The sequence below is a fragment of the Vibrio breoganii genome, assembly GCF_001677275.1.
Classification (GTDB): Bacteria; Pseudomonadota; Gammaproteobacteria; order Enterobacterales; family Vibrionaceae; genus Vibrio; species Vibrio breoganii.
This window is the reverse complement of the sequence record NZ_CP016177.1, coordinates 1,113,970-1,131,989: the sequence shown is the minus strand read 5'-3', so window position 1 is coordinate 1,131,989 and position 18,020 is coordinate 1,113,970. Positions and strand designations below refer to the sequence as shown.

Genomic DNA, 18,020 nt, shown 5'->3' with positions numbered 1-18,020 from the left:
AAATTTTAAACAAAAAAGCCAGCGCACGAATCATCGGCACTGGCTCTTGTCATTCAGGCTGCAAACCGCTAGCTCTTCGCTTTTGGTTTTTTGCGCTTGTCAGTAATTTCCCACTTACCGTCAATGTATAAGCCAGTCCAACCAGAAGGCTTACCATCGATTTCAGAACGAACATAGTTCTCTTTGCTCTTACGGCTAAAGCGAACCACTGTTGGCCTACCATCTGGATCCTCTACAGGAGCATCCGCCAAATACTGGAATTTAGGCGATAAGCGATCCTTAAAGCGAGACAGTTCTTCCACTAACGGCGCTCGAGTTTCACGGGATTTAGGGAAGTTGCTTGCTGCCATGAACAGACCTGAAGCACCATCACGAAGTACAAAATACGCATCCGACTGAGTACAAGGTAGTTCAGGGAAGTGCACTGGATCTTCTTTTGGTGGCGCAACTTCGCCATTACGCAAAATCTTACGGGTGTTCTTACAGGTTTCGCTGGTGCAATCCATGTATTTACCAAAACGGCCGTTTTTCAACACCATATCAGAACCACATTTATCACACTCAACAACAGGACCATCATAGCCCTTGACCTTAAACTCACCGTTTTCGATCTCGTAGCCTTCACAGTTTGGATTGTTACCACACACATGAAGCTTACGCTTATCATCAATTAGATAAGCATCCATCGCTGTTTCACAGATAGGACAGCGACGTTTAGCACGTAGCGCAGCCGTTTCTGGGTCTTCTTCAAGAACGTTGATGATTCCATCTTCATCACCGAGGTTAATGGTCGTTTTGCAACGCTCCTTCGGTGGCAACGCATAGCCCGAACACCCTAAGAAAACACCCGTTGACGCAGTTCTGATACCCATAGGGCGAGAACACGTCGGACATTCAATATCTGTCATTACGATATGATTTTGTTCCATACCGCCTTCGTCTGCATCCAGCTCAGCTTTCTCTAACTCAGATGAGAAATCAGTGAAGAAGCTATCTAGAACCTGAGTCCAAGTCGCATCGCCCTCTGCAATCTGATCGAGTTTCTGCTCCATACGGGCAGTAAAGTCGTAGTTCATCAGGTCAAGGAAACTATTGTTCAAGCGATCTGAAACAATCTCACCCATTTTCTCAGCATAGAAGCGACGCTGTTCAACCTTCACGTATCCACGATCTTGAATGGTCGAGATGATAGATGCGTACGTTGATGGACGACCAATACCGCGCTTCTCAAGCTCTTTAACCAAGGCTGCTTCAGTAAAGCGCGCCGGTGGCTTAGTAAAGTGTTGCTTGGGTTCTAGCTCTTTCAGTGAAAGCTTATCGCCCAGTTTAACCTCAGGAAGGAGCTGATCTTCGTTCTTACCCATAGGGCGCTGAACGCGAGTCCAACCATCAAACTTAAGGATTCGACCTTTCGCTTTTAGGGTAAATTCAGCCGCTTTAACACTGATGGTTGTCGAGTCATATTGTGCCGGTGTCATTTGACACGCCACAAACTGATTCCAAATCAGTGCATACAGCTTATGAGCATCAGCATCAACGCCCGCTAGGTCGTCGACCTTCACTTCTACGCTCGAAGGACGGATCGCTTCGTGCGCCTCTTGCGCGCCCTCTTTACTTCCGTAAGTAATAGGCTTCGCAGGTAGGTACTTATCACCGTATTCGCTACCGATGTAGCTGCGTAAGTTTTCTACCGCTTCACTACTCAAGTTAGTGGAGTCGGTACGCATATAGGTAATGTAACCCGCTTCATACAGACGTTGAGCCAGCATCATGGTTTTCTTAACGCCGTAACCCAAACGCGTACTTGCCGCTTGCTGCAGCGTCGATGTGATGTAAGGCGCCGAAGGTTTGCTCTTCGTTGGGCGGTCTTCTCGCTTACAAACCTCGTACTCTGCTTTTTCTAAAACGTTTAAAGCGGTTTTAGTGTCTGCTTCATTTCTCGGCTTGAACGCTTGTCCGTCACGTTGAGCGACCATCAAACGGAAGTCATCGCTCTTGTTGGTTAGCGTATTCGCATGAACGTCCCAGTATTCTTCAGGAGTGAATGCCTTGATCTCGCGTTCACGCTCAACCACAAGCTTGGTAGCAACGGATTGAACACGACCCGCAGACAGACCACGAGCCACCTTTTTCCAAAGTAACGGTGAAACCATAAAGCCCACAACGCGGTCCATAAAGCGACGCGCTTGCTGAGCATTAACACCATCCATGTTCAACTCGCCCGGAGTTTCGAACGCTTGCTGGATAGCATTTTTAGTAATTTCGTTAAACACTACACGCTTGTATCGCTGTTCATCGCCGCCGATGATCTCACGAAGGTGCCATGCGATAGCCTCTCCTTCGCGGTCCAAATCGGTTGCGAGATAAACGTAGTCAGCGTCTTTAGCGAGTTTTTGCAGTTCAGAAACTACCTTCTCTTTACCAGGAAGGATTTGATAGTTAGCTTCCCAACCATGGTATGGGTCGATACCCATCTTTTTGATCAGAGCTTTCTTATCTTTTTCTTTCTTAATGCGTGCTTTTTCTTCTACGCTCATTCCTTTGGTGGATACAGGCGTAGCCTTTTTACCGCTGGATTGACCCGCAGTAGGTAGATCACGTACGTGACCAACACTAGATTTAACAATGAAGTCTTTGCCAAGGTATTTATTGATCGTTTTTGCCTTAGCTGGTGACTCCACTATAACGAGAGACTTACCCATAACTGAACGTTCTGTCCTATGTTTTTGGCCCGCAAACGTGCGAACTCTACTTTTGATTCTTTTTTTACTATTGAGCGAGATTTTTTCAAAATCAACCCATTTTTACTCTTTTAGTGCTAATTGTGCGCTTAATAGCCAGTCTAGTCAGGATAGACCATAGATGGATTTACATGAATCTGCTTTTGTTTTGCCTGTTATTAGCGGTACACTTAGCGCCAGAATTTAATTGAACTATAGGTAACAAGATGAGTGATAAGAAGCCTATCTCAGAACTTGAGTTGCTGATGATTGCAAATAACATCATCCAAGAACACGACGACTATATAGAGGGAATGCGCGCGACCTCGGTTGTTGAAAAGGATGAAGTATTGATATTCAAGGGTGAATACTTCCTTGATGGCAACGGTTTGCCAACCCCTAACACTACCGCTGTTTTCAACATGTTCAAATACTTAGCGCACCACCTTTCAAAAGAATTTACAGTTCGTTAATTATTAAAAAGGGCTCCTCTAAGGGCCTCTTTTTATTGCCTCTATATCGACGCCTTTCCACCATGTGCCATATAAAACACGCAACATAATGTTGCGCCTGTATCCAAGCGCTTCGCTCTCACATATAATGACCCACTTCACATTTTTCAATCGATTGAGACAAGGAATTACGGTGAGTTTACGCAGATTTATACCAACAAATGGCGCAATTATTATTGGTAGCATGGCTATCATTTTGATGGCTTCCACCTATTACCATCTAGGTATGGGTAATAACCAAAATTCTCTACAATTTGAAAAAGTATCGGTACCCGATTTTGCCGCAATCAGCGACGTAAATCAGAAGAAAAGTGCATTTTTTGCCTTCATTAAGCCGTACATTGAAAAGAAAAATGCCTTTGTTCAGCAGCAACGCCAAACGTTAGTGACGCTACAAAGCGAGTTAGTTGGTGGCCAAGTATTGTCTGAAGCAGAGCAGAACACATTGACTCAAATTGCCAGTCAGTATCGCATCGAAGTGAAAGAATTCAGCCTAAATGAAGTCGATGCGCTACTTGTTCATGTAGACGTGATTCCAGAACAACTGGTTTTGATCCAAGCTGCTAATGAAAGTGGTTGGGGAACCTCCCGTTTTGCAAAAGAAGCCAATAACTTCTTTGGTCAGTGGTGCTTTACCCAAGGCTGTGGCGTTGTGCCAAACCAACGTAAAGAAGGTATGACCCACGAAGTGGCTAAGTTCGACTCCGTTGGTGACTCAGTATCCGCCTACGTCGATAACCTAAACACCAACCAAGCCTACAGCAGCTTTAGAGAGCTCCGTGCGAATATTCGCGCACAACATAAGACGCCAACCGCTGAACAGCTGATTCATGGGCTAGGCAGCTATTCTGAGCGCTCTGATGACTACATCCATGATATTCTGACGATGTTACGTCACAACAAGGCACTCCTTGAGCAGGTGCCACCAGCCAACTAAGGCTGGTTACATAAAAAACGGGCTCCCAATGGGAGCCCGTTTTTTTATTCTACTCGTTTTCTTTCGAGGGAATTTTCTGTCAACCTAAGCGACCACTAGACCTTGGAGCTTATCAAAGTAGTCAGGGAAGGTTTTTGACGTACACTTCGGGTCGTTGATCGTCACAGGTGTATCGCTCAATGCCACTAGCGAGAAACACATCGCCATACGGTGATCGTCATAGGTATCAATGGCTGCATGAATCAACTGCTGTGGTGGAGTGATAATAATGTAGTCTTCACCCTCTTCAACCGTCGCACCCACTTTACGAAGTTCAGTGGCCATTGCCGCTAAACGGTCTGTTTCTTTTACACGCCAGTTGTACACGTTGCGAATGGCTGTGGTGCCCTCTGCAAACAGCGCTGCTGTTGCAATGGTCATTGCTGCATCTGGTATATGGTTGAAGTCCATATCAACGGCTTTCAATTCGCCTTTACGAGCAATGATGTAATCACTGCCCCATTCGATTTCAGCGCCCATAGCCTGCAGTGCATCTGCAAATTGAATATCGCCTTGGATACTGTCTTTGCCAATGCCTGTCACCTTGATTTCACCACCGCCAACGGCAGCGGCTGCTAAGAAGTATGATGCGGACGATGCATCGCCTTCTACTAAGAAATCCCCTGGTGCTACATAGCTTTGACCAGAGCGTACGATGAATTTTTGATAATCGTAGTTTTCAACGCTAACACCGAACTGTTGCATGATATGTAAAGTAATATCAATGTAAGGCTTAGACACTAGGTCGCCTTCAATATTGATAGTGATATCACCATCAGCTAAAGGTGCAGTCATTAAAAATGCTGTTAGGAACTGGCTAGAAATAGAGCCGTCAATAGATACCTCACCAGAGGTTAGCCCTGTGCCTTGGATCTTAAGCGGTGGGAAGCCATCGTTTTCAAGATACGTCACCTCAGCACCAGCCTCACGCAGAGCATCAACCAAGTGACCGATTGGGCGCTCTTTCATACGCGGCTCACCCGTCAGTACGAATTCACCTTGGCTAGCACAAAGTGCCGCAGCCAATGGGCGCATTGCCGTACCCGCATTGCCTAGAAACAGTTCTAGTGCTTTAGGCGCATTGAATACACCACCCAGACCTTCAACTTCACAGACTGTTTTATCTTGAGATAGGCTGTATTTTACGCCTAGTTGCTCAAGGGCATTCAGCATATGACGAATATCGTCACTGTCGAGAAGGTTAGTTAAACGAGTAGTGCCATTTGCAAGGGCTGCAAGCAGTAGTGCACGGTTGGATACGCTCTTAGAGCCCGGCAAGTTAACTTGGCCGCTGACCTTAGAGATAGGTTGTAGGGTTAAGCTTTCCATTGACGTCTTTTCCTTGAAAGCAATTTGATGCTAAGTCGTGATATTGAAGATAATTTCAGACTATCGAAATTGCGCAAAGAAAAACAGACTCAATTGGCACTAAATCTGAGAATTTTGTTTTATTGATGCAAATCTACTCGCACACCATTATCAAAATAAAGGATACGAACGGTATCGCCGGCAGAGAAAAGCATGTTTCTATCGATATCCTGAATTACATCAATCAATCGATTGTCATCGGTTTTGATCAGTATCTCCACTAGCTTGTGCTCAACTCGGTACTGCTGATTACCATAATGTTGTACAACCCCCGCCCCCGCCACTGCACCAATCGCGGTTGCTACTTCCTTGCCTGTACCCCCACCAAATTGATTACCAATCACGCCACCAACGACAGCGCCCAATAAGGTTTGCCATCCCTTAGCCTCGGACTCCACTATTTGTTGCTGAGAAATATAGCGAACGGTATCCACTTGACCATAAACCACCTCATTAACTGGACGCGCTGTATTTCTTTGATAAGCCGCTTGTGCTAATAATGGAAACAGTAGCAAAAATGTAATCAGTACTCTCATTTTATAATGACCTTATATCTTCCAGAACTCAGTCTCAGTAATACCCAGTTCCCTGACCCAAGTTTAGCATTGGCTGAACCTAATGGGCTGTTGGCATTTGGGGGGGATCTCTCTGTAAGCAGACTACAAAGCGCCTATAGGCAAGGGATATTTCCTTGGTATAGCTATGGTGAACCCATTTTATGGTGGAGTCCATCGCCAAGAGCGGTATTTATACCTGAGACTTTCAAGCCTGCAAAAAGTTTAATCAAGTTTCAACGAAAGCACGCTTATACAGTGACTCTAAATCACGCCACAGAAGCCCTTATTCAGTTGTGTGCTGACACCCGCCCTGATGAAGAAACGTGGATAACAGAGCAAATGCTTGCGGCTTATAAAGCCTTCGCTCGAGCAGGTTCGTGCCACTCAGTAGAAGTATGGGATGGTAATGAGCTCATAGGCGGCCTGTACGGCGTCTCTGTGGGTCAGGTATTTTGCGGAGAGTCTATGGTCAGTGTTAAGCCCAACGCGTCAAAGGTAGCGTTGTGGTATTTTTGCAAACACTTCATCAGCCATGGTGGGAAACTGATTGACTGTCAGATCATGAACCCACATTTGGCCTCTTTAGGCGCAATTGAGATACCAAGAACCACCTTTCAAGACTATCTTTTAGAGAGTAGAGATGCGCCGATGAATGCAGGTTGCTACGACAGTCAGCAACTGTTCACTTCATAACGTTTATCTCGTCAGCTAACACCAAAAAGGAATCTATCCGTAAATGAATCCAGAGTTACAACAAATTCGAGTGGGTTTCACCCAAAGCCATCAATGCAGCTATTTGAAGGACAAGCAAGAGCGTGTCGCGATTGCTCTGGATAGTGAACTGCAAAGCTTGCAAGGCTATGAGTTGTTGTTAGCAAATGGGTTTAGGCGCAGTGGAGACACGATTTATCGCCCCCATTGTGAAGGGTGCAGTAAGTGTATCGCCATTCGAATAGACGTTGAGCACTGCAAACCATCAAAAAGCCAAAAGCGTTTGCTTAACAAAGGCAAGCAATATACCTGGGAAGTGACCACGCAAATTAACCCAGATTGGTTTGACGTTTACGAGAAATATATCGAAGCTCGGCACTTTGAGGGCAGTATGTACCCTCCAAAACGCGATGACTTTGCCAAATTTATTCGCTCAAATACGATTCCAACCACCTTTTTGCAAATTTATTATCAAGAGCAACTAGTCTCTGTCGCGGTCACAGATCAAGTGAGCAGTGCAAATAGTGCTTTTTATACCTTTTACGACCCTGAGCACCCTATATCATTGGGAACCTTGTCAGTGCTCTATCAAATCAAATACACCCGTTCACAAGGTAAAAAGTGGCTCTATCTGGGCTATCAAATTGATGAATGCCCAGCCATGAACTACAAAGTCCGATTTGATTCGCATCAAAAGCTAGTAAATCACCGGTGGCAAGGGTAGAATATCGCCCAATGTGAATAGGTAACTAAATTGAGTTACCAAGATTACCCTTATTCTGATTCGAGGATTAAATGGCTAAAGAAGACGTAATTGAGATGCAAGGCACTGTCCTGGACACTCTGCCAAACACTATGTTCCGTGTAGAACTAGAAAACGGTCACGTTGTGACTGCACATATCTCTGGTAAGATGCGCAAAAACTACATCCGTATCCTAACTGGCGATAAAGTGACTGTAGAGATGACTCCATACGACCTAAGTAAAGGCCGCATCGTCTTCCGTGCTCGTTAATATCTCTATTAACTATGCATAAAAAAACGGAGCCTTAGGCTCCGTTTTTTGTTGGCTGAAGATTAATAGTCCTATCCAATCTCAGTGAGCTTAGGGTTGGGCTCCTTCAGAACCCAACGTTCTACCCATTAATAATGAAACTATTAATGATGAACCGCTTCTTCCTCTGTATTCGCATAGTGGAATTGCAACTCGTCATTCTTAAGATCAACGGTCACAGTACCGCCATTCACCAGCACGCCAAATAACAGCTCATTAGCCAATGGTTTCTTCAGGTTCTCTTGAATGGCTCGAGACATTGGTCTTGCACCCATCGACTTATCGTAGCCTTTCACAGCTAGCCATTTACGAGCGCTATCGGCAACCTCAAGAGATACACCACGCGTATCAAGCTGCGCCTGAAGCTCAACAATGAACTTATCGACAACTTGGTGGATAACTTCTTCATCTAGGCTATTGAACCAGATGATGTTGTCTAAGCGGTTACGGAACTCTGGAGTAAATACACGCTTAATAATAGCCATCGCATCAGGTGCGTGATCTTGTTGGATCAGGCCTATCGATTGCTTCTCAGTTTCCACCACACCCGCGTTAGTAGTCATGACTAAGATGATGTTACGGAAGTCAGCTTTACGGCCGTTATTGTCCGTTAGCGTACCGTTGTCCATCACTTGCAGAAGCAAGTTGAAGATATCTGGGTGTGCTTTCTCAATCTCATCAAGAAGAACCACAGAGTGAGGCTGCTTGATAACGGCATCCGTTAACAAACCACCTTGGTCATATCCAACGTAACCTGGAGGTGCACCAATCAAACGGCTGATAGAGTGACGCTCACCATACTCAGACATATCAAAGCGAAGCAGTTCAATACCCATCAGTTTAGCAAGCTGTGCTGTCACCTCTGTTTTACCCACCCCAGTAGGGCCTGCAAACAAGAAAGAACCCACAGGCTTGTTCTCTGCGCCTAAACCAGCACGAGACAACTTGATAGACTCGCTCAGTACATCGATAGCCTCATCTTGTCCAAACACCAACATCTTCATTTTCTTATCTAGATTCTGAAGAATGTCTTTATCTGAAGAAGAGACCGACTTCTCTGGAATGCGCGCCATCTTAGCCACCATAGCTTCGATATCGCCCACCCCTACCGTCTTCTTACGACGACTGCTAGGTACTAAGCGGCTCTTCGCACCCGCTTCATCAATCACGTCAATGGCTTTATCAGGCAAATGGCGCTCGTTAATGTATTTGGCAGAAAGCTCTACCGCAGCACGAAGGGCTTTGTTGGTGTAACGAACTTCATGGTGCTCTTCGTATTTCGATTTAAGACCCATAAGGATCTTAGTGGTGTCATCGAGAGAAGGCTCAACCACATCAATCTTCTGGAAACGGCGAGACAGCGCGCGCTCTTTTTCAAAGATAGTGCTGTACTCTTGATAGGTCGTAGAACCAATACAACGCAACTTACCACTGCTTAACAGCGGTTTGATCAAGTTAGCGGCATCAACTTGTCCACCCGATGCTGCGCCTGCACCAATGATGGTATGAATCTCATCAATGAACAGAATAGCGTCATCTTCTTTCTCAAGTTGTTTGAGGATATTCTTAAAGCGCTTCTCAAAATCACCACGGTATTTGGTGCCTGCAAGCAGTGAACCAATATCCAGAGAGTAAATAACCGAGTTGGCAATAACTTCTGGCACGTCGCCCTCAACAATTCTCCACGCTAGGCCTTCAGCAATTGCGGTTTTACCCACCCCTGCTTCACCGACAAGTAGAGGGTTGTTCTTACGACGACGACACAATACTTGAATAGTGCGCTCCAGCTCTTGGTCACGACCAATAAGCGGATCGATATTGCCATTGCGAGCCACGATATTCAGGTTGGTGGCAAAATTCTCTAACTGATCTTCTTGCGCGACTTCTTCTGTGGTCTCTGCACTGCCAAACAGTTCAGATGGCTCATCTTTTTGTGTTTTCGTGATGCCGTGAGAGATGAAATTAACGATGTCTAATCGACTCACATCATTCTTTTTCAGAAGGTAGGCAGCGTGAGACTCTTGCTCGCTAAAGATAGCGACCAGCACGTTTGCACCAGACACTTCATTACGACCAGAAGATTGCACATGGAAAACCGCGCGTTGCAGTACTCGCTGGAAGCTCAAGGTTGGCTGAGTCTCTCGCGTCGCATCATCAACGGCGATTAATGGCGTGGTTTGCTCAATAAAGGTATCAAGCTCTTGACGAATTGTGTCAATGTTTGCTCCGCAAGCCTTGAGAGCTTCTTGAGCGGATTGGTTGTCCAGGAGCGCCAACAGCAAATGCTCTACCGTCATAAACTCGTGCCGTTTATCTCGCGCTTGAGAAAAAGCGCCATTCAAACTCGTTTCTAATTCCTTGTTAAGCATACAGGCCTCCCCAAAACTTCAAATACAACCACTTAGTCCTGTTCGACAGCGATGTGGTTATGCTCTTTCCATGGTGCACAACAAAGGATGCTCTTGCTGTTCAGAATACATAGTAACCTGTGCAACCTTTGTTTCTGCAACTTCAGCTGTGTACGTTCCACAACGTGCTTTCCCCTGGTAATGCACCTGAAGCATGGTCTGAGTCGCTTTGTCGGCATCCATACCAAAGAAGCGCTCAAGGATCTCAATAACGAAATCCATAGGGGTGTAATCATCGTTATTAAGAATAACGTGATACATAGGTGGTGGTTTTACCTCGGTTTTTTCTTTCTCCAGCAAGTCTGAGTCTGGAGTCACCCATTCAAAAAATTTACTCATTTTTACGTCTTTAGTAGAAAAAACAATCACTCTTGTAGCAGAATTTTTTCCAGCTACTTTAGAGACTAATAGAGCAATTGTATCCCTGCAAATAAAAGATTGCTATCAGTATCGGACGAGCGTTTTTTAGCCTACTTTCGCCTCGAAACCCGCTGTTTATTGCAACATGTTGCTCATACCTTGACCTTGCACCACATATTGAGTGATCCGCGTTGTTTAATCGCAAAGCAATCGTTATTATTCTGTTAAATAATCGAACGAAATGTATTGACGATGATGATTCTTCGTCTACATTATTCTATTGTCTGATTAGAAAATCATCATTTGAGATTTTCTATTCAAACAAAGTAGGCTGATGATGTTGGTTTAACTGAAGTAATTTGATCATTCAGACTATTGCGACACAGCGCACAACAAGTAATAAATGCATAAGGATGTAAAGCATGGCAACAGGTACAGTTAAATGGTTTAACAACGCCAAAGGGTTTGGGTTTATTTGCCCAGAAGGAGAAGAAGGCGATGTATTCGCTCACTATTCAACTATCCAGATGGATGGTTATAGGACATTAAAAGCGGGTCAAACTGTCAACTACGAAGTCGAAGATGGGCCTAAGGGCTCCCATGCTAGCGCTGTGGTACCAATAGAAAGCGATGCAGCAAAATAGCGTTACCGTATAAGTAAAAAGAGGCTCTAGGGCCTCTTTTTTCGTTTTTGCAGCAAGCTTAATTACTACTATACATTCGCTCGAAATTCTTCGGATCCCAACCAATCATGATTTGGTCACCTATCTTCAGTACAGGTAAAGACCGAGCTCCGATAGCGTCTAGTTCCTTTCGACCTCTTTGCATTTTGGCGTTGGTTAAGCGGTATTTATAACCCTTAGAATCAAGATAGCGCTGAGCATCTTTGCAATGCGGGCACTTATCCTTTACATACAAAACTAATCTTTTCATGCGTTAAACCCAGATGATATTTGTGCCGATTATGCGAGATCACCGCTAGAATCGCAAATATCTGACATACCCGCTTTTTGTGATCAAATACAGCATATTCATAATATTCAATTAGTTAGGATAACTGCTATCTATAAATGGATTCACAATACTATTAGAATTATTGAATAGTATTTGAAAGTAATTTGCATGAACTGCGGTTTATTCACGGCGCACGATCAAATAGTCTAGATTTATTCAAAGCACTCACAGTTTATTTGGTCGCGCTCACTTGCTACCTCACCCAACTATTAAAGGACTCAGCCATGGCTCATCCAATCATCACTGACCTAGAAAATCGCTACACAGCAAAACGCTACGATGCATCTAAGCGTATTCCTCAACAAGATTTAAACGTGATCTACGAAGCGCTTCGCCTATCCGCGTCATCCATTAACTCACAGCCTTGGAAATTTATCGTCATTGAAAGCGACGAAGCCAAGCAACGCATGCACGATACGTTTGCCATAAAACACCAATTTAACCAACCTCATGTGAAGTCCGCTTCTCACGTGATCTTATTTGCTCACAACCCGCGTTACACGAAAGAAGACTACGCTAAGGTCGTGGATAAGGGTATTGAAGATGGTCGAACCCCGAAAGAGCAACGCGATTCGGCGTTTGGCGCATTTGCCTTTGTTGAGCTCAATACCGACGAAAATGGTGATACCTCGACATGGACCAAGTCGCAAACCTATCTGGCTCTAGGTAACGCTCTACACGTTCTTGCAAGGCTAGGGATCGACTCGACAACTATGGAAGGGGTGGACAGTGAACTGATTGGTGACATCTTTGCTGAAGAGTTGGATGGCTACGTATGTAATGTCGCTCTCGCCATTGGTTATCACCATAAAGAAGAAGATTACAATGCCAATCTTCCTAAGTCTCGCCTAGACCTAGATAAAGTCGTCAAGGTCCTTTAGTCGCTCTTTAGTACCTTTTGAGTAGCTATTTAGTAGCGAGGCCTAACTCCAAACACGAAAACGGCTGACTCAATATCATGAGTCAGCCGTTATTCATTCTAATGAGTAAAACCACTTATTGCGCTGGTTCTGTTACCGCAAAGCGCCGATTGCTTAGGTAGTTAAGAACAAGGTCGGTCACCATAGGGTCACTTCTCAAGCTGTCGTGTTTGATGTCCACCGCTATAAAGTCTTGCATACCCTCTAATTGCGCTGACTCAACCGACACTAGGCCATCGTTCGAATTCTCGAACACATGCCTTAAAACCGGGTAGGTATCAGTCCCTGCGATTACTCCAAACGGATAATTGGGCTGCGGCAATGAATTAGGCAAGCTTTGCGGATCTGTGGTTAATGAGGCAGCCGTGCCACCCGCAAGTGGCAGCAGCCAAAGACTAGAGAAAAAATCCGCCACGTCGCTGCCATGATTTGGGGTGCCTAAAAACACTACCTCACCTAGATGTTGGGAGTACGTCATTGCTGGCTTTTTGGCAAGGTAATCTCGAATAACCAACCCACCTAGAGAGTGCCCAACAAAGTGTATTTTACTACCACTAGCCTGAGACAGCTCGCGATCAAACTGATAAACGCACTCATCTATCTGCAGACCGCTTTTACGTAGTGTGTAGTCTAGCTCTCTACCCACAGTTGGGTAATCCACCACGCAAACTTGATAGCCATGCTCCTCTACTCTTTCCGACATCTCCTCCATTGAAGATGCACTGCGAGCAAGGCCGTGAACGATGATCACCTGCTGGTTCTTGTGGGAGTTATAATCGCTGATCTCTTTGGGGGCTTCAGATTGGCTACAACCCGTAACTAATACACCAAAAACTACTGTGATCAGGCTCTTTCTCATAGACTCAATGACTCCTATTTCTTCTATCACTAGAATATCAAACAGGAATCAAACACTCACCCAATTTTGTGCAAAATCAAACCGACATACAAGCTAGCCTACCTGCGTCATTTCATGCACAACGAAAGACTCTACCGCTCCTTCTGTTGCCGCAATATAAGCCGCTAGATGATCGTTTTCCATATGCTTGCGCCATAGGTCGCGTGTTTCCCAATTCTCAAAGAACAGAAAATGTGCTGGATTATCATTGTCTTGATGTAGGTCGTAGTTCACACACCCTTCTTCAGCGCGCGTTGTATCGATAAGGTTCTGCAACTCCGATTTCACCAGCTCAATTTTGTCTTGTTTGGCAACAATATTGGCTACTATGGTTAGCTTTGTCATTCTTAAGTCCCTGATTCTATTTTGTAAAAAAATGTGTCTTCCAATGAGTGATCGGCACAATAATAAGACTGCGAAAACTCAATGCTAAGTATCTGCCTTATTTCACTTAAAGAACATCGATCATCCATGGAATTATAGTTTTAATCTCTCGTTACGATTAACTCTACTTATTCAGCATACCAATCAGTATAATCCCTCCCCCTTGTGATGAGCGGCGGTCAAATAACACTCAACTCATCAGTTTACTTCACATAATTTTGGTCATCGCACTTTTTTGATGACCACTGAAGCAGTTTAGAGCACGCAATGAGTAATAAGAATTCCGTAGGCTTAGTTGGCTTAATCGCCATCGTATTTGGCTCAATGATCGGTAGCGGTATCTTCAGTATTCCGCAAAATATGGCTGAACAAGCCTCCATCGGTGCAGTATCCCTAGCTTGGTTGGTCACAGGTATCGGCATGCTTCTATTGGTGCAAACCTTTAGAGTACTTGCCGAACAACGACCTAACCTAAATTCCGGCATTTTCTCATACGCGAAAGCCGGCTTTGGCGAATACATCGGCTTCCACTCCGCTTGGGGCTATTGGTTAATGACCTGTATGGGTAACGTCGCCCTTGCGGTTATGATCAATGACTCTTTAGGCTTATTCTTCCCTGTACTGCTACAACACGGCATAGAAACCGTATTCCTGTGCTCAGCATTACTCTGGGGCATGAACGCCATAGCACTGCGAGGCACCGCCAGTTCATCTTTTATCAACCTTATCTCAACGGTAGGTAAGCTGATTGGCTTGATCATTATTATTGCCATCATTATGTACAGCTTTGAGCCTGCAAACTTATCCCTGGATGTATGGGGAGAAGAACAGCAACTTGGCTCTGTGGTCACTCAAATCCAGAGCACTATGATGGTGACCCTTTGGTGCTTTGTGGGCATTGAAGGCGCTGTGGTGTTATCTGGCAGGGCGAAAAAGAAGTCGGATGTCGGTAAAGCAACCCTTATTGGCTTTTTAGTCGCTATCAGCATGTACAGCCTGATCTCTATATTGGCCTTTGGCATCTTGCCTCAGCAAGAGTTGTCACAATTGGCAAACCCGTCAGCAGCGTCTCTGTTAGAAGCCGCAATCGGCCCATACGGACGTGTACTAGTCAACATCTGTGTGCTGGTTTCAGTGTTCGGTGCCCTTGTGGCCTGGACCATGTTGGTGGCTGAAGTGCCCTATGAAGCAGGTAAAGTGGGTGAGTTCCCGCGCTTCTTCAGTCGCACCAATAAAAATGAGGCGCCAATCAATGCATTGAATGTCTCCACATTGTTCATGCAGCTGTGTGTCTTACTGGTCGTGATGTTTGAGAACGTCTATCTAGCAGCGATTAACATCGCATCGGTAATGGTTCTACCTTGCTACCTACTTAGCTGTCTTTTCCTTCTTAAGATCTCGCTAGATCCTAAGTCTCTTGGTTTAGAAAAGCGTAATTACGGGCACATAGCGTTAGCCACAAGCGCAGCGTTGTTTTGCGCTTGGCTAATTACCGCGGCAGGACTTGAATATCAGTTGATGGCGACTATTTTGTACACCATAGGTATTCCGTTCTTCCGATACACGCACGCCTCACGCATAAAGGCCGGCGAGAAAGTGTATTCAGTAGTAGATACTTGGATAGAGCGAGCACTGATAGCGTTGGCTGCACTTTCTGTTTATCTGATGTTCACTGGTTATCTTCACGCATAGCCGTTAAACCAATCTCTACGCATAAAAAAGCCCGAGCTAATCACTTAGCTCGGGCTTTACTCTTTATATTGGATTATACGTTGTCGATAATCTGATTTAGCGTAGCGCTTGGGCGCATTAGCTCAGAGGCAATCGCATCTACTGGTGAGTAGTAACCACCTAACACTCCTGCAACGCCTTGCGCACTGTTAAGCTCGCCAACAATACTCTCTTCATTAGACGCCAGAGATGTAGCTACCGCAGCAAATTGCGCTGCCAAATCAGCATTCTTGTTTTGACTTGCCAATGCTTCTGCCCAGTAGCGAGCAAGGAAGTAGTGACTGCCACGGTTATCAAGTTCACCCACGCGACGTGAAGGAGATTTGTTCTCGTCAAGGAACTTACCTGTTGCTACATCAAGCGTTTCTGCAAGTACACGGGCCTTTTCGTTGCCTGTCACTTCACTTAGGTGCTCAAGAGATGCAGCCAGTGCTAGGAACTCACCTAAAGAATCCCAACGTAGGTGGTTTTCTTTTTCTACCTGCTGAACGTGCTTAGGAGCAGAGCCACCAGCACCTGTTTCAAACAAGCCACCACCGTTCATTAGAGGTACGATAGACAGCATCTTAGCTGAAGTACCTAGCTCTAGAATCGGGAACAAATCAGTGAGGTAATCACGCAGTACGTTACCCGTTACAGAGATGGTATCTTCACCCTTAGCGATGCGCTCTAGAGTGAACAAGGTCGCTTCTACTGGAGACAATACGCGAAGGTCTAAACCGTCAGTATTGTGTTCAGGCAGGTACGCTTCTACCTTCTTGATAAGCTCTGCATCGTGTGCACGATTTGAATCTAACCAGAATACCGCTGGAGTACCAGAAAGACGTGAACGGTTAACCGCCAGCTTCACCCAATCTTGGATTGGCGCGTCTTTTACCTGACACATGCGGAAGATGTCGCCTTCTTCAACCGATTGCTCAAGAAGCACCTTCTCGTTCGCATCAACAACACAGACTTTACCCGACTGAGCTAAGATGAATGTCTTGTCGTGAGAACCGTACTCTTCCGCTTTTTGCGCCATCAAACCTACGTTTGGCACACTACCCATAGTGGTCGGATCAAATGCACCGTGCTGCTTACAAAAATCAATCACTGCTTGGTAAACGCCTGCGTAGCAACGATCAGGAATCATCGCCTTCGCATCTTTTGGCTTACCATCTGGACCCCACATTTGACCAGAGGTACGGATCATTGCAGGCATAGAAGCATCAACGATAACGTCTGATGGGACATGAAGGTTAGTAATGCCACGGTCTGAATCTACCATTGCAAGCTCTGGGCGCGTTTCATAAACCGCATTAACCGCGGCAATAATTTCTTGTTTCTGCGCTTCAGGTAAAGACTCAATCTTAGCGTAAACATCGCCAAGACCGTTGTTTACATCAACACCCAGCTCGTCAAATAGAGACCCGTATTTTTCGAATACGTCTTTGTAGTAAACCTTAACTGCATGACCGAAGATAACTGGGTCTGATACCTTCATCATAGTCGCTTTCATATGCAGAGAAAGCAGTACATCTTGCTCTTTTGCCGATTCAATTTCTTTCTCAAAGAAAGACACCAACGCATTCTTGTTCAACACAGAAGTATCAATGATTTCTTTGTCTTGCAGTGCGAAGGCTGATTTTAATGTGTTAACGCTGCCGTCATCACCACGCAGTTCAATACGAACCTCTGTCGCACCATCGATGGTGACCGATTTTTCGCTACCGAAGAAATCGTTGCCGTCCATGCTTGCTACGTGTGATTGAGAATCTTTAGACCAAGCACCCATTGAATGTGGGTTCTTCTTCGCGTAGTTCTTTACTGAAGCAGGAGCACGGCGATCTGAGTTACCCTCACGCAATACTGGGTTTACCGCACTACCCTTGATCTTGTCATAGATAGATTGTATGGCTTTCTCTTCGTCAGTTTTTGCTTCTTCTGGGTAATCAGGAAGATCAAAGCCCTTTGCTTGTAGCTCTTTGATTGCTGCTTTAAGTTGCGGGATAGACGCTGAGATGTTTGGCAGTTTAATAATGTTCGCTTCTGGCGTTTTCGCCAAATCACCTAACTCTGATAATGCGTCACCAATACGTTGCTCTGGCTTCAAGTACTCAGCGAAGTTAGCGATGATACGACCCGCTAATGAGATGTCGCGAGTTTCAACTGCAATATCAGACGATGCAGTGAATGCTTGTACCATTGGCAAAAATGAGTATGTTGCCAGCGCTGGAGCTTCATCGGTAATGGTGTAAATAATGGTGGGCTTTTGTGCAGACATGAAATTTCCCTATCTTTAATTTTTGTTCACTGGCTGTATTCAGCTCTCGTGTTAGTCGATTTTATAGCGTTCGCATCGTGCGATCGTGATGTTGTGTCTTGGGTTTTATCAATTCTTGGCTTTAAATAGCCTAAAACGCCTTAAG

17 protein-coding genes are annotated in these 18,020 nt (G+C 45.1%); 8 read left to right on the top strand and 9 right to left on the bottom strand.

All coding sequences use genetic code 11. The features are described 5' to 3' along the window. Nucleotides 1-68: 68 nt before the first annotated feature. A complete protein-coding gene (gene topA / locus A6E01_RS05250) occupies nt 69-2,702 on the bottom strand; it encodes a type I DNA topoisomerase (RefSeq protein WP_065209733.1) in 2,634 nt (877 codons plus the stop codon). Between the two features lie 245 nt (nt 2,703-2,947). Between topA and A6E01_RS05245 the strand changes: the two genes are divergently transcribed. Together A6E01_RS05245 and A6E01_RS05240 are read left to right on the top strand one after the other, a co-directional pair. Beyond that, nucleotides 2,948-3,193 (top strand): YciN family protein, encoded by a 246-nt coding sequence (locus A6E01_RS05245; protein ID WP_017030335.1) that lies wholly within the window; start codon nt 2,948-2,950, stop codon nt 3,191-3,193. A gap of 172 nt (nt 3,194-3,365) precedes the next feature. Continuing rightward, a complete protein-coding gene (locus A6E01_RS05240) occupies nt 3,366-4,169 on the top strand; it encodes a glucosaminidase domain-containing protein (protein ID WP_065209732.1) in 804 nt (267 codons plus the stop codon). Between the two features lie 84 nt (nt 4,170-4,253). On the opposite strand, the gene aroA is transcribed toward A6E01_RS05240, so the two are convergent. Together aroA and A6E01_RS05230 are read right to left on the bottom strand one after the other, a co-directional pair. After that, the gene (aroA, locus tag A6E01_RS05235; protein ID WP_017030337.1) at nt 4,254-5,537 is read right to left on the bottom strand and encodes a 3-phosphoshikimate 1-carboxyvinyltransferase; all 1,284 of its coding nucleotides are present in this window, start codon (nt 5,535-5,537) and stop codon (nt 4,254-4,256) included. Nucleotides 5,538-5,656: 119 nt separating this feature from the next. Beyond that, a complete protein-coding gene (locus A6E01_RS05230; protein WP_017030338.1) occupies nt 5,657-6,112 on the bottom strand; it encodes an outer membrane lipoprotein in 456 nt (151 codons plus the stop codon). A 6-nt stretch (nt 6,113-6,118) separates the two neighbouring features. Here A6E01_RS05230 and aat point away from each other — a divergent pair, with 6 nt between their 5' ends. The 3 genes from aat to infA all read left to right on the top strand — a co-directional run bounded on the left by aat (nt 6,119) and on the right by infA (nt 7,858). Next, nucleotides 6,119-6,826 (top strand): leucyl/phenylalanyl-tRNA--protein transferase, encoded by a 708-nt coding sequence (gene aat, locus A6E01_RS05225; RefSeq protein ID WP_065209731.1) that lies wholly within the window; start codon nt 6,119-6,121, stop codon nt 6,824-6,826. A gap of 43 nt (nt 6,827-6,869) precedes the next feature. Continuing rightward, complete coding sequence (locus tag A6E01_RS05220; protein WP_017030340.1) at nt 6,870-7,568, top strand: arginyltransferase; 699 nt, start codon at nt 6,870-6,872, stop codon at nt 7,566-7,568. A 71-nt stretch (nt 7,569-7,639) separates the two neighbouring features. Next, the gene (infA, locus tag A6E01_RS05215; protein ID WP_001040192.1) at nt 7,640-7,858 is read left to right on the top strand and encodes a translation initiation factor IF-1; all 219 of its coding nucleotides are present in this window, start codon (nt 7,640-7,642) and stop codon (nt 7,856-7,858) included. A gap of 143 nt (nt 7,859-8,001) precedes the next feature. Here infA and clpA read toward each other — a convergent pair whose 3' ends face one another. Further along, nucleotides 8,002-10,266, bottom strand: a complete 2,265-nt coding sequence (gene clpA, locus A6E01_RS05210) for an ATP-dependent Clp protease ATP-binding subunit ClpA (protein ID WP_065209730.1) — start codon at nt 10,264-10,266, stop codon at nt 8,002-8,004. 57 nt (nt 10,267-10,323) lie between these two features. Next, on the bottom strand, nt 10,324-10,644 hold the full coding sequence (gene clpS, locus A6E01_RS05205; protein WP_017030856.1) for an ATP-dependent Clp protease adapter ClpS: 321 nt from the start codon (nt 10,642-10,644) through the stop codon (nt 10,324-10,326). A 443-nt stretch (nt 10,645-11,087) separates the two neighbouring features. Between clpS and cspD the strand changes: the two genes are divergently transcribed. Then, entirely contained in the window at nt 11,088-11,309 is a 222-nt protein-coding gene (gene cspD, locus A6E01_RS05200; protein ID WP_017030343.1) for a cold shock domain-containing protein CspD, read from the top strand. 58 nt (nt 11,310-11,367) lie between these two features. Here the strand turns inward: cspD and A6E01_RS05195 are convergent, their stop codons facing one another. Continuing rightward, complete coding sequence (locus A6E01_RS05195) at nt 11,368-11,598, bottom strand: glutaredoxin family protein (RefSeq protein ID WP_017030344.1); 231 nt, start codon at nt 11,596-11,598, stop codon at nt 11,368-11,370. Between the two features lie 305 nt (nt 11,599-11,903). Here A6E01_RS05195 and A6E01_RS05190 point away from each other — a divergent pair, with 305 nt between their 5' ends. After that, a complete protein-coding gene (locus A6E01_RS05190) occupies nt 11,904-12,560 on the top strand; it encodes an NAD(P)H-dependent oxidoreductase (protein ID WP_017030345.1) in 657 nt (218 codons plus the stop codon). Between the two features lie 115 nt (nt 12,561-12,675). On the opposite strand, the gene A6E01_RS05185 is transcribed toward A6E01_RS05190, so the two are convergent. After that, nucleotides 12,676-13,458, bottom strand: a complete 783-nt coding sequence (locus A6E01_RS05185) for an esterase/lipase family protein (protein WP_017030346.1) — start codon at nt 13,456-13,458, stop codon at nt 12,676-12,678. Nucleotides 13,459-13,551: 93 nt separating this feature from the next. Further along, nucleotides 13,552-13,842 (bottom strand): putative quinol monooxygenase, encoded by a 291-nt coding sequence (locus tag A6E01_RS05180; protein ID WP_017030347.1) that lies wholly within the window; start codon nt 13,840-13,842, stop codon nt 13,552-13,554. Nucleotides 13,843-14,148: 306 nt separating this feature from the next. Here A6E01_RS05180 and A6E01_RS05175 point away from each other — a divergent pair, with 306 nt between their 5' ends. Then, nucleotides 14,149-15,573 (top strand): basic amino acid/polyamine antiporter, encoded by a 1,425-nt coding sequence (locus A6E01_RS05175; protein WP_065209729.1) that lies wholly within the window; start codon nt 14,149-14,151, stop codon nt 15,571-15,573. A 73-nt stretch (nt 15,574-15,646) separates the two neighbouring features. Here the strand turns inward: A6E01_RS05175 and A6E01_RS05170 are convergent, their stop codons facing one another. Continuing rightward, a complete protein-coding gene (locus A6E01_RS05170; protein ID WP_065209728.1) occupies nt 15,647-17,875 on the bottom strand; it encodes an NADP-dependent isocitrate dehydrogenase in 2,229 nt (742 codons plus the stop codon). Nucleotides 17,876-18,020: the final 145 nt, after the last annotated feature.